The sequence below is a fragment of the Rhodanobacter sp. KK11 genome (assembly GCF_033345435.1).
Lineage (GTDB): Bacteria > Pseudomonadota > Gammaproteobacteria > Xanthomonadales > Rhodanobacteraceae > Rhodanobacter.
In genome coordinates, this window is the sequence record NZ_JAWPMI010000004.1 from 511,614 (window position 1) to 535,582 (window position 23,969).

At 64.5% G+C, this 23,969-nt stretch carries 25 protein-coding genes; 21 read left to right on the forward strand and 4 right to left on the reverse strand.

The window, feature by feature from the left end; all coding sequences use genetic code 11:
- Positions 1–27: 27 nt before the first annotated feature.
- Positions 28–846: a hypothetical protein gene (locus R5H19_RS12950; RefSeq protein WP_318159409.1), complete on the reverse strand. Its 819-nt coding sequence runs from the start codon at positions 844–846 to the stop codon at positions 28–30.
- A gap of 382 nt (positions 847–1,228) precedes the next feature.
- On the opposite strand from R5H19_RS12950, the gene R5H19_RS12955 reads away from it, so the two are divergent.
- A complete protein-coding gene (locus R5H19_RS12955) occupies positions 1,229–1,624 on the forward strand; it encodes an ATPase (RefSeq protein WP_318159410.1) in 396 nt (131 codons plus the stop codon).
- 141 nt (positions 1,625–1,765) lie between these two features.
- Entirely contained in the window at positions 1,766–2,569 is an 804-nt protein-coding gene (locus R5H19_RS12960) for a hypothetical protein (protein WP_318159411.1), read from the forward strand.
- Between the two features lie 48 nt (positions 2,570–2,617).
- On the opposite strand, the gene R5H19_RS12965 is transcribed toward R5H19_RS12960, so the two are convergent.
- Both R5H19_RS12965 and R5H19_RS12970 read right to left on the reverse strand, forming a co-directional pair.
- Positions 2,618–3,028, reverse strand: a complete 411-nt coding sequence (locus R5H19_RS12965) for an H-NS histone family protein (protein WP_318159412.1) — start codon at positions 3,026–3,028, stop codon at positions 2,618–2,620.
- A gap of 129 nt (positions 3,029–3,157) precedes the next feature.
- Positions 3,158–3,973: a hypothetical protein gene (locus tag R5H19_RS12970; RefSeq protein WP_318159413.1), complete on the reverse strand. Its 816-nt coding sequence runs from the start codon at positions 3,971–3,973 to the stop codon at positions 3,158–3,160.
- A gap of 545 nt (positions 3,974–4,518) precedes the next feature.
- Between R5H19_RS12970 and R5H19_RS12975 the strand changes: the two genes are divergently transcribed.
- The 4 genes from R5H19_RS12975 to R5H19_RS12990 all read left to right on the forward strand — a co-directional run bounded on the left by R5H19_RS12975 (position 4,519) and on the right by R5H19_RS12990 (position 9,593).
- A complete protein-coding gene (locus R5H19_RS12975) occupies positions 4,519–5,346 on the forward strand; it encodes a DUF932 domain-containing protein (protein ID WP_318159414.1) in 828 nt (275 codons plus the stop codon).
- 80 nt (positions 5,347–5,426) lie between these two features.
- Positions 5,427–7,472 (forward strand): ParB/RepB/Spo0J family partition protein, encoded by a 2,046-nt coding sequence (locus R5H19_RS12980; RefSeq protein WP_318159543.1) that lies wholly within the window; start codon positions 5,427–5,429, stop codon positions 7,470–7,472.
- A 316-nt stretch (positions 7,473–7,788) separates the two neighbouring features.
- Positions 7,789–8,541: a hypothetical protein gene (locus R5H19_RS12985; RefSeq protein ID WP_318159415.1), complete on the forward strand. Its 753-nt coding sequence runs from the start codon at positions 7,789–7,791 to the stop codon at positions 8,539–8,541.
- A 734-nt stretch (positions 8,542–9,275) separates the two neighbouring features.
- The gene (locus tag R5H19_RS12990) at positions 9,276–9,593 is read left to right on the forward strand and encodes a DUF736 domain-containing protein (protein WP_318159544.1); all 318 of its coding nucleotides are present in this window, start codon (positions 9,276–9,278) and stop codon (positions 9,591–9,593) included.
- Between the two features lie 65 nt (positions 9,594–9,658).
- Here R5H19_RS12990 and R5H19_RS12995 read toward each other — a convergent pair whose 3' ends face one another.
- Entirely contained in the window at positions 9,659–9,949 is a 291-nt protein-coding gene (locus R5H19_RS12995; RefSeq protein ID WP_318159416.1) for a helix-turn-helix transcriptional regulator, read from the reverse strand.
- 296 nt (positions 9,950–10,245) lie between these two features.
- Here R5H19_RS12995 and R5H19_RS13000 point away from each other — a divergent pair, with 296 nt between their 5' ends.
- The 15 genes from R5H19_RS13000 to R5H19_RS13070 all read left to right on the forward strand — a co-directional run bounded on the left by R5H19_RS13000 (position 10,246) and on the right by R5H19_RS13070 (position 23,917).
- Positions 10,246–10,596, forward strand: coding sequence for a DUF2958 domain-containing protein (locus R5H19_RS13000; RefSeq protein ID WP_318159417.1), 351 nt, complete (start codon positions 10,246–10,248; stop codon positions 10,594–10,596).
- Between the two features lie 322 nt (positions 10,597–10,918).
- The gene (locus R5H19_RS13005; protein ID WP_318159418.1) at positions 10,919–11,674 is read left to right on the forward strand and encodes a DUF2285 domain-containing protein; all 756 of its coding nucleotides are present in this window, start codon (positions 10,919–10,921) and stop codon (positions 11,672–11,674) included.
- 125 nt (positions 11,675–11,799) lie between these two features.
- Positions 11,800–12,096, forward strand: a complete 297-nt coding sequence (locus R5H19_RS13010; RefSeq protein ID WP_318159419.1) for a helix-turn-helix domain-containing protein — start codon at positions 11,800–11,802, stop codon at positions 12,094–12,096.
- Between the two features lie 26 nt (positions 12,097–12,122).
- Positions 12,123–12,950: a replication initiator protein A gene (locus R5H19_RS13015; protein WP_318159420.1), complete on the forward strand. Its 828-nt coding sequence runs from the start codon at positions 12,123–12,125 to the stop codon at positions 12,948–12,950.
- A 289-nt stretch (positions 12,951–13,239) separates the two neighbouring features.
- Complete coding sequence (parA, locus tag R5H19_RS13020) at positions 13,240–13,878, forward strand: ParA family partition ATPase (RefSeq protein ID WP_318159421.1); 639 nt, start codon at positions 13,240–13,242, stop codon at positions 13,876–13,878.
- A complete protein-coding gene (locus R5H19_RS13025; protein ID WP_318159422.1) occupies positions 13,875–14,126 on the forward strand; it encodes a chromosome partitioning protein ParB in 252 nt (83 codons plus the stop codon). Before parA ends, R5H19_RS13025 begins: the two co-directional genes overlap by 4 nt.
- Positions 14,123–14,644, forward strand: coding sequence for a DUF2840 domain-containing protein (locus R5H19_RS13030; protein ID WP_318159423.1), 522 nt, complete (start codon positions 14,123–14,125; stop codon positions 14,642–14,644). The genes R5H19_RS13025 and R5H19_RS13030 overlap by 4 nt, the downstream gene beginning before the upstream one ends.
- A complete protein-coding gene (locus R5H19_RS13035) occupies positions 14,641–15,231 on the forward strand; it encodes a S26 family signal peptidase (protein ID WP_318159424.1) in 591 nt (196 codons plus the stop codon). The genes R5H19_RS13030 and R5H19_RS13035 overlap by 4 nt, the downstream gene beginning before the upstream one ends.
- Positions 15,232–15,664: 433 nt before the next feature.
- On the forward strand, positions 15,665–17,626 hold the full coding sequence (locus R5H19_RS13040) for a relaxase/mobilization nuclease and DUF3363 domain-containing protein (RefSeq protein ID WP_318159425.1): 1,962 nt from the start codon (positions 15,665–15,667) through the stop codon (positions 17,624–17,626).
- Between the two features lie 298 nt (positions 17,627–17,924).
- On the forward strand, positions 17,925–18,263 hold the full coding sequence (locus R5H19_RS13045) for a hypothetical protein (protein WP_318159426.1): 339 nt from the start codon (positions 17,925–17,927) through the stop codon (positions 18,261–18,263).
- Between the two features lie 572 nt (positions 18,264–18,835).
- Complete coding sequence (locus tag R5H19_RS13050; protein ID WP_318159545.1) at positions 18,836–20,620, forward strand: copper resistance system multicopper oxidase; 1,785 nt, start codon at positions 18,836–18,838, stop codon at positions 20,618–20,620.
- The gene (locus tag R5H19_RS13055) at positions 20,617–21,900 is read left to right on the forward strand and encodes a copper resistance protein B (RefSeq protein WP_318159427.1); all 1,284 of its coding nucleotides are present in this window, start codon (positions 20,617–20,619) and stop codon (positions 21,898–21,900) included. The genes R5H19_RS13050 and R5H19_RS13055 overlap by 4 nt, the downstream gene beginning before the upstream one ends.
- Positions 21,901–21,911: 11 nt before the next feature.
- Positions 21,912–23,027 carry a c-type cytochrome gene (locus tag R5H19_RS13060; protein WP_318159428.1) on the forward strand — a complete coding sequence of 372 codons (1,116 nt, stop codon included), beginning with the start codon at positions 21,912–21,914 and terminating at the stop codon, positions 23,025–23,027.
- A 2-nt stretch (positions 23,028–23,029) separates the two neighbouring features.
- Positions 23,030–23,482: a DUF411 domain-containing protein gene (locus R5H19_RS13065; protein WP_318159429.1), complete on the forward strand. Its 453-nt coding sequence runs from the start codon at positions 23,030–23,032 to the stop codon at positions 23,480–23,482.
- Positions 23,483–23,587: 105 nt separating this feature from the next.
- Entirely contained in the window at positions 23,588–23,917 is a 330-nt protein-coding gene (locus tag R5H19_RS13070) for a four-helix bundle copper-binding protein (RefSeq protein ID WP_318159430.1), read from the forward strand.
- Positions 23,918–23,969: the final 52 nt, after the last annotated feature.

A 23,969-nucleotide genomic window follows, 5' to 3' on the forward strand; every position in this document is an offset into this window, starting at 1 on the left:
CGCCATGCAAATCGATCCTCACACGGATCATGGTGCCACCTGGAGGGCGGCCGCATTCGTGTTTGTGCTGCGTTCCGCGATGACGGATCCCTGTTGTTGCACGCTGGAAACGCGCTCATCGTGCCCGACGTTGAGGGCCGGACCCATAGTTTCCGGCTGGTTGGCTTGGTCAACCGCGTATTCCAGCAGCGCGACCACTTGGCTGGCCCGTTCGCGCTGCCCAATCACCACGACGCTCACCAGATAGAAACAACCGGCGAGAATCAAAGGTGCCCAGAGGAAGGGATTGCTGCCGCTTGCCTTGAGTAGGGCCGCCGCGGCGACGGCGACCGCCATCAGTGCGGGGAACAGTCCGATCTTGCGGATGTCGCCGACAAGCATGGCTACCCGACCGTCCGAAACTCCGTAGTGATGGCGGTACTGGACAAGCCCATACGTCAACGTCGGCTTGTCGAAGTCTCCGAGCTGGAGCAGAAAGTCGAGATCCTGGGAAAGGTCCTTTTTGAGCGGCCTGAGAACCGCGGCGAAACGCTCGCGGCGATGCCGCCAGAGCATGCTCGCGAGACTTATGATGATGGTGATCATATACAGCGCTGCCAAAAGCATGCCGACAAGGTAGATGACCTTGATGGGCTCGGGTACGCCGTGGAGAGGTTTATTCGATGCGAGCCGGTACCAAACGGCGGTGATGGCCAGACCAATCATGGCGGTGATGAAGGCGAGCATCAGCGTTTTCTCGATGCGCTCCGTCCATCGCGTGCTTGTGGATACGACATCCTTTCTGACGCAGAGCGTCATCTCTTGCAGAAGCCGGTACAGCGCATCGAGCTTTTCCTGTTGGGGCATGGCCGTCGTCTCCCTTGGCTGATTGAGCTTCAATTGAGCGTCGCCGGCCGACAATCATGGCCGGTCGCGCTGTCGTCCTGCGCATCGAGCCTTGCTGCGCAAGTCTCGCCCCTTCGGGCTTCCATCCTCGCTCCGCCCGGCTGACGCCTTCGGTACGGCTCCGAGATCGGGGCCAGCGCACTCCGCTTGCCTGTCCGAGCCTTCCTGGGAGGTGGCTGGGCGGTCTTGCTGTTCCCTTCACCGTATCACGGCGTTCTCGCCGTCAAGGGCTGCGCGCCGATGGCGCTGGCGTCCTAGCGGTCGGCTTCGCCCCCTGACGGCTTGCGCTGCGCCGTGCTGGCGACGGTTCCGGGCAATTCCGCCCGTGCAACCGGAGATCGTCATGAACGACAAATCGCACGTTTCCCTCGAACAACACGTTTGCCTTGTCTGCGGCGTTCGCTTCGAGACTGGCACCATCCTGCTGGATCGCCGTCTGCGCGCGAGCATGGAGCACTACACGGCCACCGGCTGGGGCCTGTGCGCCGAACACCAGAAGTTGTTTGACGATGGTTTTGTCGCGCTAATCGAGTGTGATCCGCAACGCAGCGGATCGCCGGCGGGCGGTGCAAAACTGAAGCCCGAACAGGCATATCGCACGGACCGCGTGGCGCACCTGAGATGCGACGTGTTCGTTCGCGTGTTCAACATGCCGATCGCGACTGACCTGCCGTGCGTATTCGTCGAACCCGGCGTGATCGAGCGGCTTCAGTCGATGATGGCGCGGCCGGCGAACTGATCGCGCTTGGGCGCCCTCCGGTGCGTCGCCTTGCAGGGCGACGCACCGCTTTTCTTTCTGCGGAGCCGATACCGTCGCGCCTTCGGCGCTACGCGCCGTCAGGTTGGCATACTGGGAGCATCCACCGCCGGCACTGCATCGATGCCACTGACTGCTATTGAACACATCCACACCGCGGCCAGGACGGCCAGCGGCGCATCGCTGGACCGTCCGGTCTATCTGGACAGGGACCTCGGGCTTTATGGACTCGTTGACTTTGAAGCCAAGCAAACCGTTTATGTGGACGTGCCGGTGGCCCGCATCGTCGCGTTGGGCCGTCGGGATTTCTGGTCGCCGGGCGATACCTGGCGAACGATCACGTATCGCATCCATGGCGACGGCTGGTCGAGCGACGTCTTCGACTATTTCGAGTCGCCGACCAAAGAAGCGTATTTCCCGGCACCGAGCAGCCTCTACCAGTTGAGGCTGTCGATCTTCGGTGGGGTGGCCGAATGCGCGAACGGCAACCATCGCTTGGTCGCGGCGCGGGCATGGTTGACGGACAAATACGGTGATGAGGCGGTGCTCAGGGGCGTCCGGGTCCGCGTCTATCCGATCCATCGATGTGCGGTCGATTTCTTGACGCGAGCACGATGCGAAGGCACCGACGTGTTGACGACCACACTCGATCATCACGAAAGAAAGTATTGCCGGGTGAATGGAAAGCCTATCCAGCTTCTGCTGAAAACGGCGAATCATCCCTACGCAATCTATGCTTGGGTCAACGAGCAACTAGTTCCTCTGGAAGACGAGCGGACCTTCCTTCAGTGTCACTTTCCAAAGCAGTTTCCGCCGGTCATGGATCGCTACGACTGGCGCACGATTCCATTGGCGATCCTTGAGGAATTGCTCGACGACGCCTGGTTGGCCCGGCAACTGGCGACGGCGGAAACCTGGGAGGATTGAGCCAGGGGTCCGGATGCTCCGGAGGCGAGCCCGCCAAAGAGGATGGCGTTACTTAGTCGCCTTCCGGGGCGGCTTCTTCGTCACCTGCTTCCGGGCGGCCTTGCTCGCGGGTGACTTCTTCGGGGTGGAGGGCGTGATCAGCAGCGATTCCTCGGTCACGCCGGATCGCTTCAGCGCCTGCTGGAACCACATCGGCCGCTTGCCGTAACCGGTCCAAGTCTGGGAAGGGTCGGCCGGATTGCGGTATTTGGGTACCCCCGCGCCACGACGCTTGCCACGTTTGCCGCCCCGTCCCGCGTAGATGTCGGAGAGCTGCAAGCCTTCGCTCTTGAGAAGCGCGTCGATCTTGGCCTTGACGCTCTGGATATGCGCCGCGCGGGCAGATTCCATGCGCGACTGCGCCTGGTCGATCAGCGCCTGCAGTTCTTTCGGCGATAGTCCATCGAGTTTGACAGCCATGGCAGATCCTCTGAGTGAATGACGTGCGGCCCGTAGACTAACAGTTAACGCCTGCGGCCTCACCGGCCAGGCGCTCGGGTTGGCGAGGTTCAAGCCGAAAGACAAGACTTTGCGCGTTGCTACGATGAGCTAGCCGTTTTGAATCTGCCACTTCTTGAACCAACGATTTGCCGACCTCAACGAAATTCGCATCATATAGGCGACAGCCAATGGAGTTGCCTTGGCGTCAAAGAGTTGAAATGCGCAGGTCCGGCCCGCCTTGGTCAAGGAACCATTCTCTCGGATGTTGCGAGCGTGATAGGGCTGTGCCATCGCCCTCACGGATTCGGGCACGGACCTAATGGCGCGGTTCGTTTCCGTGATTGCTTTGTTGGCCCGTTCAATACCCTTGTTGATCTTCTTCTTCAGCCGCTCGATCTCGGCCCAATAAGTCTTCTCGGCAGCCTCGAACTCCAGACTACTCATGCTCACTGCCATGACGAACTTGCCTGCCATTCCCTCCATGACCTTGAGACGGAGTGTCTTCGCCCGCTTTGCTGCCGTGTAGTCATAGGCAGGGATGGGCTCATAGGTCGTGGGGTCAAGACGAGTCCGATTTGAATAGGCCCCCACATCCACAGTCAGCTCGTGGATTTGGTGCCCAATAAGATTGCGGTAATTGATCAGATCAAACAGTTCGTCGCTCTCGGCTTGATTGATGATCCCCTCGGAAACCAGCGCTGCACGCGCTAGATCCATCTGTTTGCCCTCCTTGGTTTTAGTCTCCCCGTTAGTTAGCCGGATCGAGCCAAGCAGCTTGTCGGTGAACCGAATGGAATGCACGATGAATTGACGCAAGTCCTCCACGTAGAAGAGGACTGTAACCATTTCAAAGGCCCGAACCTTGAGAATGTCTGCCTCCAAGGTGGTGGGGGCGCTCCCGTGCGGTCGATGCTCTTTCATCATCGGGTTGCTTGTGATTGTACGTTCTGTTCTGCAGCCGTCGCCGGCGGTCGGAATGAATAATAAGCGAGTGGAAGTTCTGCGCCTCCGCTGCGCGGATCGCGCTGCTCCAGGTTCGCCACCCGCTCATCCCTGACGGGACTGGCATTCGCCAGCCTTCCATATCGCTGACGCCTTCGGCCCGGTTCGGGGATCCGGGCCTGCGCGCTTCGCTTGCGTGGCTTGGCGCCGACGCAGTGGCTGTTGCCCGTCGATCCGCCTTTCCTGACTTCATCACCTTGTCCGCGACTGTAGCCCGCGGCCGTGTGCCGTCAAGGCGCGCAGGGCCGTGTCCTCGGCTGCACCTGCGGGCCGCACCAACCCTGCGCTTGCCTCCTTGACGGCCCCCGTCCGCGCGCTCCTGACCGTCGCGGGCGATGAACTCAGGAAAGACGGTGGCAACGAGACCGGCCCAGGTCTCCGCGCCGACCCCACCGGAAGTCCAAAGCGGGCTCCGAATCTAGGAATCCGGTGGGGATTGAACAGCAACCCCTGTCAGGAGAACGACCATGCAACTTGCCTCCCGCTTCGCTTCCCATTCGCCGGTGCTGCGTTCGGACTATCCGTTGACCGACGACCAAATCCGCACCGTAGCTCCGTCCATCTTCGCGGACGCCCCGCACGAAAGTCGCTCCGAGCGCTACAGCTACATCCCCACCGCCACCGTGCTGCAGGAACTACGCGGGGAAGGCTTCGAGCCGTTCATGGTGTGCCAGACCCGCGTGCGCCACGACGACCGCCGCGAGTACACCAAGCACATGATCCGGCTGCGCCACGCCAGCCAGATCAATGGCCGCGAAGCCAACGAAATCATCCTGCTGAACTCGCACGACGGCACGAGCAGCTATCAGATGCTCGCCGGCATGTTCCGGTTCGTGTGCCAGAACGGGCTGGTATGCGGCGACACCGTGGCGGACGTGCGCGTACCGCACAAGGGCGACGTGGCCGGACACGTCATCGAAGGCGCTTACGACGTCTTGCATGGCTTCGAGCGTGCGCAGGCATCCCGCGACGCCATGCAGGCCATCACGCTGGACGCCGGGGAATCGGAAGTGTTCGCCCGCGCCGCGCTGGCGCTGAAGTACGACGACCCCGGCAAGCCCGCGCCCATCACCGAAACGCAGTTGCTCGCGCCGCGCCGTCACGACGACAGCCGCCACGACCTGTGGAGCGTGTTCAACCGCACGCAGGAAAATCTCATCAAGGGCGGGTTGTCCGCACGCGCTGCAAGCGGTCGCCGCCAGACCACTCGCCCTGTGCAGGGCATCGACCAAGACCTGCGCCTGAATCGCGCCCTGTGGCTGCTGGCCGATGGCCTGCGCCAGTTGAAAGCCTGAACCCCACAGCGGCAGGGGCGGGCAGCAGCCCTTACCGCTTCCCGTGCTGCTGCATCCCTCAACCGATTGGAGTGTTCACCATGAATGCTGTTACCAAAGCCGAAGCCCATGTCATCGAAGCCGCCGCGCCGCTGGAAGTGGCCGACCCCACCAAGAACCTGATCCTGGTGCCACTGTCGCGGCTGCTACCGCGCCGCTCCAAGCGCAACGCGCGCACGACGCCGCGCCAGTCCATCCCGGAATTGGCTGCGAGCATTGCCCGCGTTGGCCTGCTGCAAAATCTCGTTGTCATCCTCGCCGCCGATGGCGAGAACTACGAAGTCGTGGCTGGAGATCGTCGCCGAACGTCCATGAAGCTGTTGGCGAAGCAGAAGCGCATCAGTGCCGACCACGAAGTGCCGTGCCTGCTGGTGCCCGATGCCTCGGCGCGCACCGTCAGCCTGGCCGAGAACTTGCTGCGGGAGCAGATGCACCCCGCCGACCAGTTCGAGGCGTTCGCTGCACTGGTGAAGGAAGGCCGCCCCATCGAGGACATTGCCGCCGACTTCGGCGTGTCCCCGCTGGTGGTGCAGCGCCGCCTGAAGCTCGCCAATGTCTCGCCGCGCCTTCTGGCCGACTACCGCGCCGGTGATGTGACGCTGGAGCAGTTGATGGCTTTGACCATCACCGACGATCACGCTGCGCAGGAAGCCGCGTTCTACGCTGCACCGGAGTGGCAACGCGGCGCGTCCGCGCTGCGCGAGCGCCTGACCGGGCGCGAAATCAGCGCCAGTCATGCGCTGGTGCGTTTCGTCGGGCTGGACGCCTACACCGAGGCGGGCGGCGGCATCCGCCGCGACCTGTTCGCTGAAGGCGATGCAGGAACCTACCTGACCGACGCTGCGCTGCTGGAAACGCTGGTGCGCGGCAAGCTCGACATGCAGGCCGAGGAAGTGCGTGCCGAAGGTTGGGCATGGGTGGAAGCCGTGCCGCAGATGCGCCACGCCGACCGGCAGACGTTCCAGAACGCGCCGCGCCAGCGCCGCGAGCCGACTGCGCGCGAAGCTCGTCGCATCGCTTCGTTGCAAGGCCGTCTCGACAAGATCGACACGACGCTGGAAGAAGCCTACGACGCCGAGGACGAGGACAAGGTGGCAACGCTGGAAGAACGCCGTGACCAACTGGTTGGGGAACTGCAAGCCATCGAGGACGCCTTGCAGGACTACGCGCCGGATGTGCGTGCCGTGGCCGGTGCCATCGTTACCATCGACCGCGAAGGCGAAACCGTGATCCATCGCGGACTGCTGCGCGAGCCCGAGGCCAAGGCGCTGCGCACGCTGCACCGGCTGCGGCAGGGTTTCGCGGAAGGCGGAGCGACGAACGAGGACGAAGGCGATACCGACGAAGCACCGAAGGCCGCGAACGTCTCCGACCGGCTGGCGCAGCGGTTGAGCGCCCACCGCACGGCGGCGCTGCAAATCGAAGTCGCGCAGCACCCGCACGTCGCGCTGGCCGCGCTGGCGCATGGCATGGTGCAGACTGTCTTGCAGCCCGGCACCTATGGCAACGGCCTGCCGCTTGGCGTGCGCCTGACCGTGAAGGGCCGGCTGGAAAGCCTTGCCCCGGACGTGTCGGAATCGCCTGCCGCTGTGGCGCTGTGCACGGCGCAGAAAGTCGCGCGCGACGGATTGCCACGGGACAGCGCCGAACTGTTCGCGGCGCTGCTGGCGAAGTCGCAAGATGAGCTGGTACGGCTGCTGGCCGTGTGCGTCGCGGCCACCGTGGACGTGGTGACGCCGCGCACCACGCAGCACCAGCCCGGCGTGGAACTGGCGCAGGCCGTGGGGATGGATATGGCCGCATGGTGGAAGCCGACCGCCGGGGGTTATTTCCGGCACGTATCGAAGGTCGCGATTCTGGAAGCCGTCGGGCGGTACGCCCCGGCGCACGTCACCCGCCTGTCGAAGCTCAAGAAGGGCGACATGGCCAGCGAAGCCGAACGGCTGGCCGAGGGCACCGGCTGGATGCCTGCGATGTTCCAGACCGGGCACCACACGGAGCCGGAAGGTGGACCGGAGGCGGCGAGCGATGACGATGCGCCGGAGGATGCCACCAACGAGGCGGAGGCTCACGCGCTGGCCGCGTGACTCCGCGGCATGGCCCGGCGCACTGCGCCGGGGCTTTCCCCCGAACCGGGTGCGGTAAGTTTGCCGCGCCCGGTTTCACGACAAAATCGTCCCGTCGCCGCCTTCGGCCAGGCGGCGACGGGGGAAGTCCGGGGCATTCTCCAACGCCTTGCTTCCCGGCCATCGGACGCTATGATGTTCGTGTCAGCCGCGTCGCGCTGAACCTTCTGCCGGGTTAAACGACGCTCTCTACCGCTTCATCCATGACGTTGACCGTGCCCATTCCTTCGGTCGATGCGTAATCGGCAGACATCGGCCATGCACAGAGGAATTCGGCATGTCTGCATCTACCTACTTTGTTTCCGAAGCCGCCGTCCGCAACCTCAAGGAGCGGGCAGAGCGTCGCGTTAACGGCGTCCGTTCCGCGCACATGAGCGAGGTTGTGGCCGCCGCGCTCGGCTTCAGAACCCATGCGGCGCTACGCGCCGCACTCGCCGGTCGCGCTACTGCCGAGGCCAGCAAACCGAACAATGCGCGTGCGGTGCAGCGGCTGCGGCAACTGGGCTACAACCCGCCCGACGACCTGCATCTGCTGCCGGAGCTGGATCGTTCCTACTCGCCGTTCAAGACCTTTCCGCTGCGCAAGCAGCGCGGGGTGCGCTGGACGGGGTGGCGCAACCTGATGGTGGCGGCGATCAACGCCGGCCTGGAGCAGCATCTGTTCGGATTGTCGCCGGGTGAGGACTGGTGGTCCGGTGCCGATCCGAAGAACAACGGCGGCAGGCGCGGCCTGTATCGCTTCACCTTCGACGGCGATCTGTCGGCAACCGCCGCCGTTACCGCGATCAGCGGCGATGAGCTGTCGATCCATGTGCTGCTCGACCCGCGCAACGGAGAGATCGAGGCGGATCGTTGCGGCGGTATCGAGGATGGTGCGGCGTCCGCGCATGGCTGGCTGGAGCGCCGGCTCGGCGCGTGGATACAGGACGGCGGCGAGGGTTTTTCGTGCAAGCGTGCCGTGCAGGCACGGGTGGCCGCGGTGGCGATCGAGCCGCACGGCTATGCCGACCAGGGCAGCTTCATCCTGTAGGGCGTTCGCTTCGGCGTAGCTGGTTAGGGAGGCGGGAACAGGGCGTGGCGGCGCTTGCGCGCCGCCGGGCTCTCGGGCTGCGCCCCGTGCCGGCTGCGCCGTCACGGCCATCCGGCTTCGATCCCTCATGCCTTCGCGCCTGACGGCGCTGCGCGCTCCGCTTGCCGGGTTCGCGCGCCCCCCGCCATGGGCGGGGCCCGTGGGGCTACGCCCCAGCTTGCTGCAGCAGGTTGTGCCGGAGCGTGCCGTCCTCGACGCTGGTGGCTCGCCGCCTGGCCGTCACGAAGGACGGTTCACCGACACGCCGCCCGGCCTTGCCTATGGAACTTCCACGCCACGCCTCAAGCACGTCGCTGCACGTTGCGCCAGGGGGCGTTCTCGCCTGTCGCTGGGGTGTTGACCTTGCCCTCGTCAGGGCACGAGCCGGTGCAGCCGTCGTGCGGAATGTCGAGTCGGCCCTGTCTCCTTTCGGTGGCGGACGGCCCCTGCGTCCTTGTCTCGTTGTGAATCCTGGCGAGGGCGCGGCTGCGCCTTGGGCTTCATGGCCGCAACCCTCCAGCGAAAACAATTTCCCCGCCGCTGCGCGGCTTCCTCGCGCAGCAAATTCTTTTCGCTTCCGGGTGCTCCACGGTGTTGCGCCCGCTGCGCGGTGCGGCCGGCCCATCCCCCGCCGGCCGGTTCACAACAAGGACGCGATGGGCGCGACCTTGTTCAACCCGAAAGGAGAAAACATCATGGCTAACATCGGCACCTTCACCGCAGAGAAAGACGGCTTCACCGGCACGCTCCGCACCCTGACGCTCAACGTCAAGGTCAAGCTGGTTCCCAACGATAAGGGCGATAGCGAGAACGCCCCCGACTTCCGCGTACAGGCGGCCGGCCACGACATCGGCGCGGCGTGGAAGAAAGTCAGCAAGGCCGAACGGCCCTACGTGTCCGTGACCCTCGACGATCCTTCGTTCCCGGCAACGGTCTATGCCCGCCTGATCGAAAGCGAGGGCGGCACGCACGACCTGATCTGGTCGCGCAGCAAGCCGCAGCAGGCGGACTAACCACCACCACGGCGCCCGGCCCCTTGCGGCGGGGCGCCGTGGTGCCGGAGGCAGCACGGCAAAAGCTACGCGCCGGACGCCGCGAGCTGGCTTTCCGTCGCGCTCATCAGTGCAGCCGTGCTGCACTCCAGCGCGCTGGCGATCTTGAAGATGATCGCCAGCGTGGGCATGTGCTCGCCGCGCTCGATCTTTCCCAAATGGGAACGCTCGATCCCGGCCTGGTTCGCCAGCAACTCCTGGGCGATGCCGCGCTCCGTCCGCAATGCGCGCACCGCCGCGCCGAATGCCCGGGCCAGTTCGGCATCGAAGGTGGTGGCGCCGGCCGGTCGGCCGGGTTGGACGGGGCGCTTCTGCATGGACAGAAGCGTCCGGTCGAGGGACAATCAAAACCACGTTATCTTTAACTCATTGGTGGCGATTTAGCCTGTTGTCCTGTCACTGAAATCAGCTTTGACGGATTTCGACAGAACCGGAGAGCCGCTTCCGTGTCTTTCCTGATATGCGCCATTGCGCATCGACGTTTCCGTGCATGTACGGATTCGATGGCTTTCGCCTTCGTGCTTCCGCACGAAAGCACACATCCGCTTCGACGCTTCCGCGCCTTGGCGGCAAAGCGTATCCATGCATTGTTGGTTTCGTGGGATTCCTGGCCATGACCCAGCCGCTCGTTACCGACGAACAACGCGCGCAACTGCTCGCCGTCGGCGAGGCACGCGCTGCTGGCCAGACCGTCGACCCGATGCCGGTGGTACGACTGTTCACGCCGGACGCGCACGCGACCTGGCTGCTGGCCGCGCTTGATCCCACCGACGGCAATACAGCCTGGGGATTGATCGATCTTGGCATCGGGATGCCCGCACTAGGCGTGGTGAAACTGTCAGATTTGGCCGCTATCGTCGGGCCGCTCGGGCGGCCCATCCTGCGCGACCTGTACTTCCACGCAGCACGGCCGCTATCCGGGTATGTGCGGGTGGCACAGCTCGACGGCTCGATCCCGGACTGATCGCGCCTCGCTTCCTTTCTTTCTTGGTCTGGTTCGATACCCGGATTGTCTGAAACGCCACTCTTGCGTGGCGAGAGGGGGCTGCCTGACCGAAAAAGTCACGATGCGGGACGCGGCTTGCGGCAGGGTGTTACGTGCTGCGTGCGATTCGCGCACGCACAGCCGTCACGATTTGGACTGCACGTGCAAGATGCCGGAGCCTATCGGACTGGACACCGATGGTTACTTTACCCCAGGCCTGATGACGCCTTGAAGTGATACCGTCGTCCCTGCACAGCGACGACCGTGGCGATGTTCCTGCTCAATGAGGGAAGCGTGCACCATGGTCGATCGAAGCGCCGAGCCTTGGTATCCCATTGCTGCGTATCTCTACGTGCTGCACCTCGACGGCCCTGCGCTGGCATGGGAGTACCTGCGCAGGAACCCCGACTATCGGCGCGAATGGTTGCGCCATCATCGCCGATCCGATGCGGCGCACGCCTGGGGCCTGCACCTGCTCGAAGACCCGGCAAGGGATGCGCGCGATGCGCATCCCGTCTGGTTCCCCGACCACGACAGCGTGCTCCAGCTCTATCCGGACGTCGATCCGCCGCCGGGTGCCGTTGTCTTCGCCTTCTGGCGCATTCCCGGCCACAAATGCCTTCTCCACGACGGTAAGCGCCTCTTGCTGCTGGCGCGCTGGCCCGGCAGCTGCCTGCGGCTAGCGTTGGCGCCGGGCCTTGCGGACGGCATGGCCTACGTCCATGTCCTCCGCGCCAGCGCCTCGGTCGGCACGCTCCAGCGCTTGTTGACGGCCTGGCTGGAACAGCGGGCTGCCACTGGTAGCGCCGCGCCTTCGGTATTGGCGCGCAGCCGTCCCACGCCTGCCGCGCTGCTGGAACTACACACCTTGCAGGCGCTCGATGCGACCTTGGCGGGCGCGTCCTTGCGCGAAACGGGGGCGGGACTTTTTGGTGTCGATACGGTCGCCGAAAGCTGGTACGCAGACGGCGGCCTGCGTTCGCGCGTGCGTCGCCTGGTACGCCGGGGCCGGACGCTGATGCACGGCGGCTACCGCCGCCTCGCACAACTCGAATGACTTGGAGAGGGTCGTTTTGCCTGCGCTGCAAAACGACCCTCTGCGCAACCCGCCGCTTTTCCGAGACTGCCTCCATCCGGCAGCACTGTCGCCGCCGGTGCTCCCAATCGATGGAGGCTTCCCACATGCGACCCGCTCCTGTGCGGCCCTATGCCGCCCATACCGTTGCCCCGCAACCCGCTGCAACTGCCCAACCACCGCGCTACCTGACCAACGACGAAGCCGCCGACCACCTGCGGCTGTCGCCGCGCACGATGGAGAAGCGACGCGTGATCGGCGACGGACCGCGCTTTCGCAAGTTCGGCCGGCGCGTCATGTACGCCGTCGCGGATCTTGATGCCTGGGCCGATGCGCGCAGCTTCGAGGCCACGTCTGACCCCGAGTACGCCGAGCGTCACTCGGCCGGCAGCCGTGCACGCTGACCGGCAGTGCGTGGGCGGCCCTCGCCATGTCCCGCCCGGCACGCGAACAGCTCACGCTGTTCCGCGCGTTGCCGGGCGACATGGCCCCGCGCGACAGCCAGGACCTGATGGCGTTTCCGTTCTTCTCGTTGGCGAAGTCGCGGCGCACCACGCCGATCGACTTCCATTCCGGTGGTGTGACCGTGCGCGTGGAGGGCACGCAGGAACACGGCATCGCCACGATCTGGGACGCCGACATCCTGATCTGGGCCGCGAGCCAGATCGTGGAAGCCCGCGACGACGGCATCCCGACCTCGCGGCTGATGCGGGCCACGCCTTACGAGATCTTGCGCTTCATCGGGCGCGGCACATCGTTGCGCGACTATCAGCGCTTCAAGGCCGCACTGGATCGCCTGCAATCGACCACGGTGGCAACCTCAATCCGCGAGACGACCAAACGGCGTCTGCATCGCTTCTCGTGGATCAACGAGTGGAAGGAGCGGGCCGATGTGCACGGTACGTCACTGGGCATCGAGCTGATCCTGCCGGATTGGTTCTATGCCGGCGTACTCGATGCCACCTTGGTGCTGACCATCGACCCGGCGTACTTCCGGCTCACCGGCGGCATCGAACGCTGGCTGTATCGCCTCGTGCGCAAACACGGGGGACGCCAGGCCGGCGGCTGGCAGTTCGACTTCGCGTACTTGTATCGCAAGTCCGGCAGCATGGCCCGGTTTTACGACTTCGCCGTCGACCTGCGTGCGCTGGTGGCGAAACAATCCTTGCCCGGCTATGTGCTCGGCATCGAATGGATGCCCAACCGCAAAGCGGAGCTGCTGACCTTCCGGCCCGTGCCGTACACGGCACGGGGATAACTCGGGGACAAGCGGTGAATGGACTCGTGCTATCAGGCAACCGAAGTATCATGCTATCGGGCAACACGTCCTCGTGCTATCAGGCAACAAAGTCGGCCGCAAACCCAATCAGCGCGCGGCCTTGCGCGGCCTCTAACTTATCTAACCCAAGAACACTAACGGGTAATAGAGCCACGCCGTGGCAGTGGACAGCTGCTGAAACGCAAAAGCAACGGCCACACCCACGACCCGAACCACCGCGTTTCCCAGGTCGATCAATAGACCGTTTTCCGTCAGGGAGAACCGTCCGATGATCGTCGCCTTGCTCAACCAGAAAGGTGGCGTCGGCAAGACTACGCTCGCCACGCACATTGCCGGCGAACTGGCACTGCGCGGTCAGCAGGTCATCCTGATCGACGCCGATCCGCAAGGCTCGGCGCTGGACTGGACCCAGCGACGCAGCCAGCAGGGTCTGCCACGGTTGTTCAGCGCCGTGGGCCTCGCACGCGAGACGCTGCACCAGGAAGCGCCGGAGCTGGCACGCCGCAGCGATTATGTCGTGATCGACGGGCCGCCGCGCATCGCCGCGCTGGCGCGCTCGGCACTGCTGGCAGCGGACCGTGTGCTGGTGCCGGTGCAACCGAGTCCCTACGATCTGTGGGCGAGTGCCGAGATGGTGGCGTTGATCCGCGAGGCGCAGGTATTCCGGCCACAGCTCGCCGCCGCCTTCGTCATCAACCGGCGCGTCAGCACCACCGTCATCGGCCGCGAGGCACGCGGTGCGCTCGCCGAACAACCGCTGCCATCGCTGCGATCGGAAATCCATCAGCGCATCGTCTTTGCCGACAGCGTGGCGGCCGGTCAACTTGCACGTGAACTGGTACCCAACAGCGCTGCCGCATGCGAGATCACGGCACTGACCGACGAGCTGCTGCGGTGGCCGTCATGAGTCATGCACGTAGCAAGCGCACCGCCATCGGCGCACGTCCACCGATGAATCCGCACGCCGAGGCGTGGATTCGCCAGGGCGACGGCGCCGACCTTCAGAAAGGCGACCTCTACACCGCGCGCCTGACGCTCGACATCACGCCCGCGCTGCGTGCGCGCATCAAGGTCTCGGCCTTCACGCAAGGCGTGACGGTGGCCGAGCTGCTACGCGTGCAGCTGGAGCGCGAGTTCCCGGAGAACACCCCATGAATGCTTCTTCTTATGTGGCAGCGGTCGCGCCACCGCCATTCGCGGCGCTCATCGATCACGAGCTATTGACTCGGGTCTCGCTCGCTTACGTCGCGCATCGTTTCAACCTCTATCTGCGCTTCGGTGAACCGGCGTATCACGTGCAACGTGATCGGTGGCGGCGCGTAGCGGCGTTCTGGCCGGCGTCGATCTTCTGCCGCATCCGCTGGGAGGCCAACGACTACGGCACGGTACGCTGGCAGCTCATGGTGATGCAGGCATGCACGTCGATGGATGCCGCGCAGCGCATCCCTGGTGTGTGGCCGGGCGCATGCCTGCTGCTGCACGCCGAAGGTGAACGCATGGTTCGCCTCGTGCTGCCGCTCATCGACGCCATCGAGTCCTTGGGCATCGCGCCGGTCGACGTATCGCCAGCGTACTGGCGCATGCTGGGCAACCGGCTCATCGCGCGTGGGCCATTGCCGATTTACACCGCCGAGCGGCACGCCGCCTGGCTGGCGGGGAGGGCGCTGTCATGACGGCCATTCCCACCACCGACACGGCGCCGCACCCTTATTCGCGCCGGCGTACTCTCCTCATCGTGGCGACACTGGCCGCCGGCGGCCTAGCTGCGCTGGCTTGGGCGTCCTTTGCGTCGCCGCTGTCGCGCCTGGTGTACAACCCGTCCGACAGCGTGGCGGTCGGCTGGTATCGCATCGATCCGCTCGCACGCCATGCTGGATCGCTGTCACCTGCGATGCACGTCGGCAGCATCGTGCTGGTTCCGTTGCCGGCCACCGCCGCCGCGCTGGCTGCGCGGCGCGGTTACCTGCCATTGCGCATCCCTCTGCTCAAATCGATCGCTGCCGTCGCGCCGCAGCAGGTGTGCATCACCGAAGGCATTGTGCGCATCGACGGTGTGCCGATGGCCGCCGTGTTGCGCACCGATAGGCTGGGCCGACCGCTGCATGCCTGGCCACACTGCCGGCGTCTTCGCGTTGGCGAACTGTTCCTGCTCAGTACGACCAACCCGGCGTCGTTCGACAGCCGGTATTTTGGACCGGTGCGCGCCGACACCGTGCTTGGCGTGGCGCATCCGGTGTGGCTGAAAGCACGCCCACGATGACCGCCGGTTCGCTGCGCATCATCGTGTCATCCGGCGTGCCGTTCCGGTATTCCACGCCGTGTCGTCGTGTCAGCCGTGCAGCCACATTCGCGCCGCACGTTGCGCGACATTCTCTGTGGTTTTCATCCGTGCAGACGGCTTGCCCTGAGCGCGCCATGCCGCTGGCATGGCAGGCGCTCGCCGGCTGGCAGGCTGCGCATCGCGCAGCGCCGCCGGGGCATCGCATCCCCGTGCCGTCAGGTCGGGGAGAGATGCAGGGCAAGATTGAAGGGTACGGCACCACGGTGCGCACAAGGCGTGTCTGCACATGGGGGTGGTGCGGCACGCGCCGGTACGCGGCACCGTGCCGCGAGTTGGAGCAAGGTCAGGCCGGCTCAGGAGATATCGCGTGCCTTCCATCCGCTGATGCGATGGCCTTGGATGGAGCTTCCCGATGAGCCGACGCGACCGTTCGGACGGCGACGACCGTTTCCGTATCCGCCCGGGCGCGCCGAAGCACCGCGGAGACGCTTTCATCAACCAGGTGTTGCGCCAGACGAGCAAGGCCGCCAATGCCACCGGTGGCCGGAGCGGCAAGACGCCTGGCGCGCGGTTGGGGCGCGGCCATGTGGCGGCACGCTTCACCGGGCAGTCGCTGTCCGCCAACTCGCGGCGCGCCGCCGTCAAGGTGCGGTTGGTATATCTGAAGCAGGTCGGAGCACGCTCGACCGTCACGCACCTGCGCTACATCGAGCGCGAGGGCGTGGGCCGCGACGGCGAGCCGGGCAGGGCATACGGCGCGGCGACCGACGAAGCCGACCTCACCGCGTTCGAGGAACGCGGACACGGCGACCGGCACCAGTTCCGTCTCATCGTCTCGCCGGAGGACGGCGCCGAGCTGGGCGATCTGCGCACGTACACCCGGCACTTGATGAATCGCTTGGAGGCGGACCTCGGCACGCGGCTGGACTGGGTGGCAGTCGATCATTGGAACACCGACAACCCGCATACGCACGTCGTCCTGCGCGGCAAGAACGACACCGGCCGCGACCTCATCATCGCGCAGGCATACCTCACCCGCGGCCTGCGCGAGCGCGCTGCCGAACTCGCTACCGAATGGCTGGGGCCGCGCACCGAACAGGAGATCCAACGCACGCTCGCACGGGAAATCGAGCAGGAACGCTGGACCAGCCTGGACCGCACCTTGCAGCGCGAAGCCGTCGATGGGCAGGTGCATGTCGAACGCCTCAACGAGGCTCGGCTGCACCGCCAGCGCGAGCTGTTGATTGGCCGCCTGCAAAGTTTGCAGCGCATGGGGCTGGCGAGCCAACCGCAAGCCGGCGCGTGGGTGATCCACGTCGAGGCCGAGTCGACTCTGCGGGCGATGGGCGAGCGCGGCGACATCATTCGCACCATGCAGCGGGCGATGGGCGGCACGCAGCGCGAACTGGTCGTGTTCCAGCCGGGCGAGGATGGCCGCGCCATCATCGGCCGCATCGCTGCAAAGGGGTTGGCCGACGAGCTGTACGACAAGGGTTATCTCATCGTGGATGGCACGGACGGCAAAGCGCACTATGTGACGCTGTCGCCACGAACGGACCTGAAGCAATACCCGACCGGCAGCATCGTCGAGGCCAAGGGCGCCGCCGGCGCACGCGCCTCGGACAAGACCATCGTCGCGCTGGCCGTCGATGGTCTCTACCGCACCGACCGGCATTTGGCGGTCGCCCAAGGCCAGGTTAGGCCCGACCGCGATCCGCACGAAGTAGTGGCCGCGCACGTGCGCCGGCTCGAAGCCCTGCGCCGCGCCGGCATCGTGGAGCGTGTGGCCGAGGGGCTATGGAAGGTGCCGGACGATCTGCCCGAACAGGGCCGCCACTACGATAGCCAGCGTCTGGGCGGTGGCGTCGCGATCGAACTGAAGTCACACCTGCCCATCGAGCGACAGACCCGCGTGATCGGTGCCACCTGGCTGGACCAGCAGTTGATTGGAAGTGGCAAGGGGTTGGGCGACATGGGCTTTGGTGGAGAGGTGAAGGAGACGCTGCGCCAACGCACCGACTTTCTGGTGGAACAGGGGTTGGCTGAACGGCGCGGGCAGCGAGTGATTCTGGCGCGTAACCTACTGGCGACGCTGCGCAGCAGAGAGTTGGCGAAGGCCACGCGTGACATCGCTGCCGAAACTGGCCTGGAGCATCGGTCGGTGACCGATGGGCAGCGTGTGGCCGGTATCTACCGGCGCAGCGTGCTGCTGGCCAGCGGCCGATACGCCATGTTGGACGACGGCATGGGATTCAGCCTGGTTCCGTGGAAGCCGGTCATCGAGCAGTGGATGGGGCAGCAGATTGCAGTAACGGTGCGCGGCTCGAGTGTGAGTTGGGAGATTGGTCGAATGCGAGGCCCTACGGTTGGATAGCCTCATCGTTGGAAACTTGGCCATCAGCCATCAGCCAGCAGCCAATGGGCAATATGTGAGCAGCATCTATCGGCCGATCCCGTAACGACCAGGTTTCGCAGCTTCGCGCCATATTGCTCACGCGAATCGATGCCGCCGAACCTTTAGATGCGAGAACTCATTGTGGCGTTGAGGCTATTTGAAGGTGTAACCAAGTCGCCTGCAGCAAGGGTATTAGCCGGAATTTCAACTACCGTACACATAAGTGGGCATAGGATCGATACAGTTGCGTATGGCAACTCGCGTTGGAGACGGTCACATGACTATTTCTCGCAAATCACTATATTCCATGCTTGGTTTAGTGGCGTTTGCACTGGCTGGCAGCGGTGTCACCGTTGCCCAGAGCAGCATGCCGAAGACGGAAGCGAACAGTATGCAGAAGATGGATGCCATGCATCCGGGCATGAAAGGCATGCAGCACAAGATGATGGGCATGCACATGATGCCGGCGACGGTGACGGCAGTGAATGCAAGCACGGGCGTGGTCGACGTGACCACCGAAGGGATGGCCTTGAAGGTGCATTTTCCGCCATCCACGATGGCCAACCTGAAGGCCGGCGACAAGATCACCTTGCACATGGGCTTCAGCAAGCCGTGAGGCATCTATACCCAACTCCAGAGTTGAGGGTGTCGGGTCGCGCGGGTAAGCTCGCCTCATGACCTTCTCGCTGCGTCAACTCGCTCGTTCACGTCGCCTCCGGGCGATGGGCGCGCTGGCGTGGCTGATGCTGGTCATCAACTCATTGGCCGCTGCGCCGATGGGCATGACGGGAAGCCCTCATTCGCATGCCATGCACGCGACGGTTGCGGCGGTCAGTGAACACTGTCACCACCACACGGCCAGCGAAGGGTCGACATCCTGTTGCGACGGCCATGCAGGTTGTTGTGGTGGTTCAGTGGGCCATGCCTGCAACTGTGCAGCCATGTGCGGCAGCACGTTGCCACCCGGACCAGCTAACGTTGTGGCCCCGGCGACGATCACCGCCAATTACGCTACGCCGCTGCCCAGCAGCGCGCCATCGGTAAATACTGCCCCTCCGTTGCGACCACCGGCGGTCTGACTCTCCCTCATTTTCGATGAGCTTTGCTTGCGATCGTCGTGTGGATGATCGCAAGCAATCGGCTGTGATCGATATCGCATGGTCGGTATCGCTTGCCCTGGAGAGACCCATGAAAATGCTTCCCCCGCCCCCGGCGGATTTGTCACGTCGGCGCTTCGTTCAAGGCGTGGCCATCGGCGGTGCCGTAGTTGGTTTCGGCCTGCTTCGTCCACCAAACGTCTGGGCATTGACCAGCCCCGGCCGCCCCACCGTGCTGAGCGGCACCGACTTTTCGCTCGACATCGCCGAAACGCCGGTCAACTACACCGGCGCGCCGCGCATGGCCACCACCGTCAACGGTGGCATCCCCGGTCCGATCCTGCGCTGGAAGGAAGGCACCACCGTCACCCTACGCGTGACCAACCGCTTGCGTGTACCGACATCGATCCACTGGCACGGCATCATTCTGCCGTTCCAGATGGATGGCGTGCCTGGCATTTCCTTTGATGGCATCGCGCCGGGCGAGACCTTCGTCTACCGTTTTGAAGTGCGCCAAACGGGCACCTACTGGTACCACTCGCACTCGCGTTTCCAGGAGCAGAACGCGCTGTACGGTCCGCTGGTGATCGAGCCGGCTGGCCCCGAGCGCTACCCGACCGATCGCGATTATGTCGTCATGCTCAACGACTGGACCGACGAGGACCCGGAGCACATCTACGCCAAGCTCAAGAAGCAGAGCGACTACTTCAACTTTGCCCAGCCCACCGTGCCCGACTTCTTCCGCGACGTGCGCGAGAAGGGGCTGAGCCAGGCGTTGGCGATGCGCAAGATGTGGAATGAGATGCGCATGAATCCCACCGATCTGGGGGACGTCTCCGGCTATACCTATACCTACCTGATGAACGGCGCGGCGCCGGCGGGCAACTGGACTGGCATCTTCAAACCCGGCGAAAAGGTGCGCCTGCGTTTCATCAACGGTTCGGCTTCCACCATTTTCGACGTGCGCATTCCCGGCCTGAAGATGACGGTGATCTCGGCCGATGGCCAGGACATTGCTCCGGTGTCGGTCGACGAGTTCCGCATTTCAGTGGCTGAAACCTACGACGTGATCGTGGAGCCGCAGGACACGCGTGCCTATACGCTGTTCGCGCAGTCGATCGACCGCACGGGCTACGCACGCGGGACGCTGGCGCCACGCGAGGGCATGCAGGCCGACGTACCAGCGATGGACCCGCGCGTGTGGCTGAGCATGGAGGACATGATGGGTGCCATGCCGATGGGCCCCATGGGCCACGGCGGCGGGCATACGGCGGATGCCATGCCCGGCATGGACGTGGGCGGCATGCACGGGATGGCCATGCCAGGCATGGGCAATCTCACGCCCGGCGGTCAACCCATGGTCCGCCACGCGCGCACCGAGTACGGCCCCGGCGTCGACATGCATGTCGACATGCCGCGGACCAACCTCGACGATCCGGGTATAGGCCTGCGCGACAACGGTCGGCGCGTATTGACCTACGCCGACCTGCACACCATCGGTGGCCCGATCGATGCGCGTGAACCGAGTCGTGAAATCGAGCTGCACCTGACCGGCAATATGGAGCGTTTCATCTGGTCGTTCGACGGCGTGAAGTTCTCCGACGCCAAGCCGGTGCATTTCAACAGCGGCGAGCGGCTGCGCATCGTGCTGGTCAACGACACGATGATGAACCATCCGATCCACCTGCACGGCATGTGGAGCGAGCTGGAAAACCCTGAAGGTCAGTTCCAGGTGCGCAAGCACACCATCAATGTGCAACCGGCCCAGCGCATCACCTATGCCGTGTCGGCCGACAACCCTGGCCGCTGGGCCTACCACTGCCATCTGCTGTACCACATGGAGGCGGGCATGTTCCGCGAGGTGGTGGTGTCATGAAAACACATCGTCATATCTTAATCGCTCCGCGCCACACGGCGCTGCTGGTCGCGCTGCTGCTGGCCTTGCCATGGGTGGTGTCGGCACAAAGTGTTCCGGCTCCGTCGAGCAGTACGTCCTCCATGGACATGAGCACGATGCCGGGCATGGATCACGGCAGCATGCCTGGGATGACCATGCCGGCCAGCGCGAGCAGCATTCCGAAGCCGGCCGCGCAAGCGACAGCCAAGAAAGTGAAGAAGCACGCACCCGCCAAATCGTCCACCCCGTCGCATGACATGGGGAACATGGAAGGCATGGACCACGGCGCGATGCACGGCATGGATCACCGTTCCATGCCGGGGATGGATCATGGCTCGATGCCGGGCTCGGCGGCGTCTGCCGCGTCAGCGGCGTCCTCCGACACCATATCGGGGATGGATCACTCGTCCATGTCTGGCATGAGCCAACAAGCCATGAAGGGGATGGGTCACGGCACGATGCCCACCGATACGCAGAAGGCAGGCCACGGTGGCATGGCGGGCGTGGGTTCGATGTCCGGCATGACGATGGGTCCGATGCAGGGCGGCAATGCACCACCTGATGCGCGCAGTCCGGATTATTCCGACGGCATAGGCTACGGCCCCATGAAAGGCATGGACATGGCCGACAACGCGCCGCTGGGCATGCTGCTGTTCGATCAGCTGGAAGCGTTCCATGGCAAGAACGGCAACGGACAGACTTGGGAAGCGCAAGGCTGGTACGGCAACGACATCAACAAGCTATGGTTCCGCACCGAAGGCGAACGCAGCCGCGGCAAGCTGGAGGACGGCGACGTCGAAGCGTTCTGGAATCGCAACGTCGCCACCTTCTGGAGCACCCAGCTCGGGGTACGCCACGAACTGGGCGAAGGTCCCGGTCGCAACTGGGCAGCGTTCGGCATCCAGGGCCTGGCGCCGTACTGGTTCGAGCTGGAAGCCACAGGCTATGTGGGCTCGTCCGGCCGCACGGCCGCCCGCTTGCGCGCCGAATACGAACTTCTGTTCACGCAGCGGCTGATCCTGCAGCCGGAATTCGAGGTCAACGCGTACGGCAAGTCCGATCCGGCCCGACGCATCGGCAGCGGTGTATCCGATGCCCAGTTGGGGCTGCGTTTGCGCTACGAAATCCGTCGGCAGTTCGCGCCCTATATCGGCGTGGTCTGGACACGCCGTTTCGGCGCCACGGCCGACTTTGCCCGTGACGATCATCAACCCATCTTCGACCGGCAGTGGGTGGCCGGCGTCCGACTCTGGTTCTAAGGGGAATCCTCATGAAACAACATATCAAGCATCACAGCATCACCGTCGTCGCCGTGCTCGCCATCCTGGCGGCCGGTGCCGGCGTGTTTGTCTACTCGGGCCTCTACAACATCGGTGCCGACGACCACCACACCAAACCGGTCTTTGCGGTCTTGCAGACCCTGCGCGAGCGCTCCATCCATGTCCGTTCAGAAGACCTCGCGGTGCCTGACCTCAACGATCCGCAGCTGATCCTTAAGGGGGCCGGCCAATACGCGGCCATGTGCACTGAATGCCATCTCAAGCCTGGCATGAAGGACTCGGAAATCCGGCCGGGCCTGTATCCGCAACCACCGAACCTGTCGCAGACGCGGGTCGACCCGAGGGATGCGTTCTGGATCATCAAGCACGGCATCAAGATGAGCGCAATGCCGGCATGGGGCGGCAGCCACGACGACCCGACCATCTGGAGCATGGTCGCGTTCCTGCAAAAACTGCCCGACATGACGCCCGCGCAGTACAAGGACATGGTGGCCAAAGCTCCCGCAGATCACGACATGGATATGGGTGAAGACGGTGGCCACAGCCACAGCCATGGTGCCGCCGACGAAGACGCCTATGGGGCTTCTGCCATGAAGGGCATGGACATGTCCCGCGACGCCGGTCACAGCCACGGTGCCAACCCTGAGGAGGGTCATGTTCACGCACAAGCCGGAGCGAGTGCCGCCGCTGACGCCTCATTGTCCTTGGAGGGTATGAAGCCGAAGGCGGTACCGGCGGCCGAAGCCGTGGCGCAGGCGTTCCATACGGCCTTGCAGCACGGCGACCGGGCGGCGGTGCTTGCGTTGCTGGCACCCAACGCCGCGATCAGCGAAGGTGGTCACACCCAGACGCGCGATGACTACGCCAACGGCCATCTGGGCGAGGACATCGCTTTCTTGAAGGACGCCCAGATCACCCCGGTCTCCTTAGGTTCGATGCCGATGGGCGACACCGCGATGGTCGGTAGCGAAAGCGACATCCAGGCCATGGTCAAGGGCAAGCCGACCACGCTGCGCAGCCGCGAACTGCTTAACCTCGAACAGGACGGCAAGGACTGGAAGATCGTCTCCGTCCAGTGGCAAACCACGCCGGTATCAGGAGAATGACGATGAAATGGTGGCTTTCCCGCATGAGCATCAGCATGTTGTTTGCGGCGCTGTTCGCGCCGGCGGCGATGGCCGCGAACGCGTTCGACGTGTACAGCGACCCGTCCTGCGGCTGCTGCGGCGCGTGGGTCGGCTACATACGCGCGCAGGGCTACACCGTCACCGTGCATCAGGATCAGCCGATGGCGGCGGTGAAGGCGCGGCTCGGCGTGCCGCCCGGCGCCATGTCCTGCCACACCGCGCTGGTCGACGGCTACGTGATCGAAGGACACGTGCCGGTGGAGGACATCCGCCGCCTGCTCGCCGAGCGGCCGGACGCCCGAGGCCTCGCGGCGCCGGGCATGCCGATGGGCTCGCCCGGCATGGAAATGGGCGCACCGGAGCGCTACGAGGTGATGTTGATCGGCCGGGATGGATCATCCCGCGTCTTTGCCGCCCATGGACCCGAGGCCTGATCGCTGCCGGCCGGCTTGCAACGGAATCGCGGAACTTGAATAGGCGCGCTCACGGAAGCGCCTGGGGAAAATTCCGTTCATGCGGTACTACCGAGGAAACCCATCATGAGTCATCACCTGACTGAAGCTGTCAAAGCCTGCATCACCGCGTGCGACCACTGCGCCGTCGAGTGCGGCAACTGTTTTACGCACATGGTCGGCAAGGAAAGCTCGAATGACTGCCCCGCCTGTTGCATCGAATGCGCCGCCATGTGCCGGATGTGTGCCGATGCCATGGCGCGCAACAGTCCGTTCCAGAAAGAGATCTGCGCGCTGTGCGCGAAGATTTGCGACTGGTGCGCGGAGCAATGTGCAGCGCACGACATGGAACACTGCAAGCGATGTGCTGACGCCTGTCGGCGCTGTGCGGAAGCCTGCCGCAGCATGGGCGGCTGATCCTCCGTGGCCGGCTCGCCCACAGGCGGGCCGGCCACAACCACCCCTACCG

Coding starts and splice junctions, on each gene's coding strand:
- R5H19_RS13065 (WP_318159429.1), top strand. CDS start 23,030: ATGAAATGGTGGCTTTCCCGCATGAGCATCAGCATGTTGTTTGCGGCG.
- R5H19_RS12985 (WP_318159415.1), top strand. CDS start 7,789: ATGTCTGCATCTACCTACTTTGTTTCCGAAGCCGCCGTCCGCAACCTC.
- R5H19_RS13060 (WP_318159428.1), top strand. CDS start 21,912: ATGAAACAACATATCAAGCATCACAGCATCACCGTCGTCGCCGTGCTC.
- R5H19_RS13005 (WP_318159418.1), top strand. CDS start 10,919: ATGGTCGATCGAAGCGCCGAGCCTTGGTATCCCATTGCTGCGTATCTC.
- R5H19_RS12955 (WP_318159410.1), top strand. CDS start 1,229: ATGAACGACAAATCGCACGTTTCCCTCGAACAACACGTTTGCCTTGTC.
- R5H19_RS13025 (WP_318159422.1), top strand. CDS start 13,875: ATGAGTCATGCACGTAGCAAGCGCACCGCCATCGGCGCACGTCCACCG.
- R5H19_RS12995 (WP_318159416.1), bottom strand. CDS start 9,949: ATGCAGAAGCGCCCCGTCCAACCCGGCCGACCGGCCGGCGCCACCACC.
- R5H19_RS13040 (WP_318159425.1), top strand. CDS start 15,665: ATGAGCCGACGCGACCGTTCGGACGGCGACGACCGTTTCCGTATCCGC.
- R5H19_RS13050 (WP_318159545.1), top strand. CDS start 18,836: ATGAAAATGCTTCCCCCGCCCCCGGCGGATTTGTCACGTCGGCGCTTC.
- R5H19_RS13055 (WP_318159427.1), top strand. CDS start 20,617: ATGAAAACACATCGTCATATCTTAATCGCTCCGCGCCACACGGCGCTG.
- R5H19_RS13035 (WP_318159424.1), top strand. CDS start 14,641: ATGACGGCCATTCCCACCACCGACACGGCGCCGCACCCTTATTCGCGC.
- R5H19_RS13030 (WP_318159423.1), top strand. CDS start 14,123: ATGAATGCTTCTTCTTATGTGGCAGCGGTCGCGCCACCGCCATTCGCG.
- R5H19_RS12950 (WP_318159409.1), bottom strand. CDS start 846: ATGCCCCAACAGGAAAAGCTCGATGCGCTGTACCGGCTTCTGCAAGAG.
- R5H19_RS13000 (WP_318159417.1), top strand. CDS start 10,246: ATGACCCAGCCGCTCGTTACCGACGAACAACGCGCGCAACTGCTCGCC.
- R5H19_RS12975 (WP_318159414.1), top strand. CDS start 4,519: ATGCAACTTGCCTCCCGCTTCGCTTCCCATTCGCCGGTGCTGCGTTCG.
- R5H19_RS12980 (WP_318159543.1), top strand. CDS start 5,427: ATGAATGCTGTTACCAAAGCCGAAGCCCATGTCATCGAAGCCGCCGCG.
- R5H19_RS13010 (WP_318159419.1), top strand. CDS start 11,800: ATGCGACCCGCTCCTGTGCGGCCCTATGCCGCCCATACCGTTGCCCCG.
- R5H19_RS13045 (WP_318159426.1), top strand. CDS start 17,925: ATGACTATTTCTCGCAAATCACTATATTCCATGCTTGGTTTAGTGGCG.
- R5H19_RS12965 (WP_318159412.1), bottom strand. CDS start 3,028: ATGGCTGTCAAACTCGATGGACTATCGCCGAAAGAACTGCAGGCGCTG.
- R5H19_RS12990 (WP_318159544.1), top strand. CDS start 9,276: ATGGCTAACATCGGCACCTTCACCGCAGAGAAAGACGGCTTCACCGGC.
- parA (WP_318159421.1), top strand. CDS start 13,240: ATGATCGTCGCCTTGCTCAACCAGAAAGGTGGCGTCGGCAAGACTACG.
- R5H19_RS13070 (WP_318159430.1), top strand. CDS start 23,588: ATGAGTCATCACCTGACTGAAGCTGTCAAAGCCTGCATCACCGCGTGC.
- R5H19_RS12970 (WP_318159413.1), bottom strand. CDS start 3,973: ATGATGAAAGAGCATCGACCGCACGGGAGCGCCCCCACCACCTTGGAG.
- R5H19_RS12960 (WP_318159411.1), top strand. CDS start 1,766: ATGCCACTGACTGCTATTGAACACATCCACACCGCGGCCAGGACGGCC.
- R5H19_RS13015 (WP_318159420.1), top strand. CDS start 12,123: ATGTCCCGCCCGGCACGCGAACAGCTCACGCTGTTCCGCGCGTTGCCG.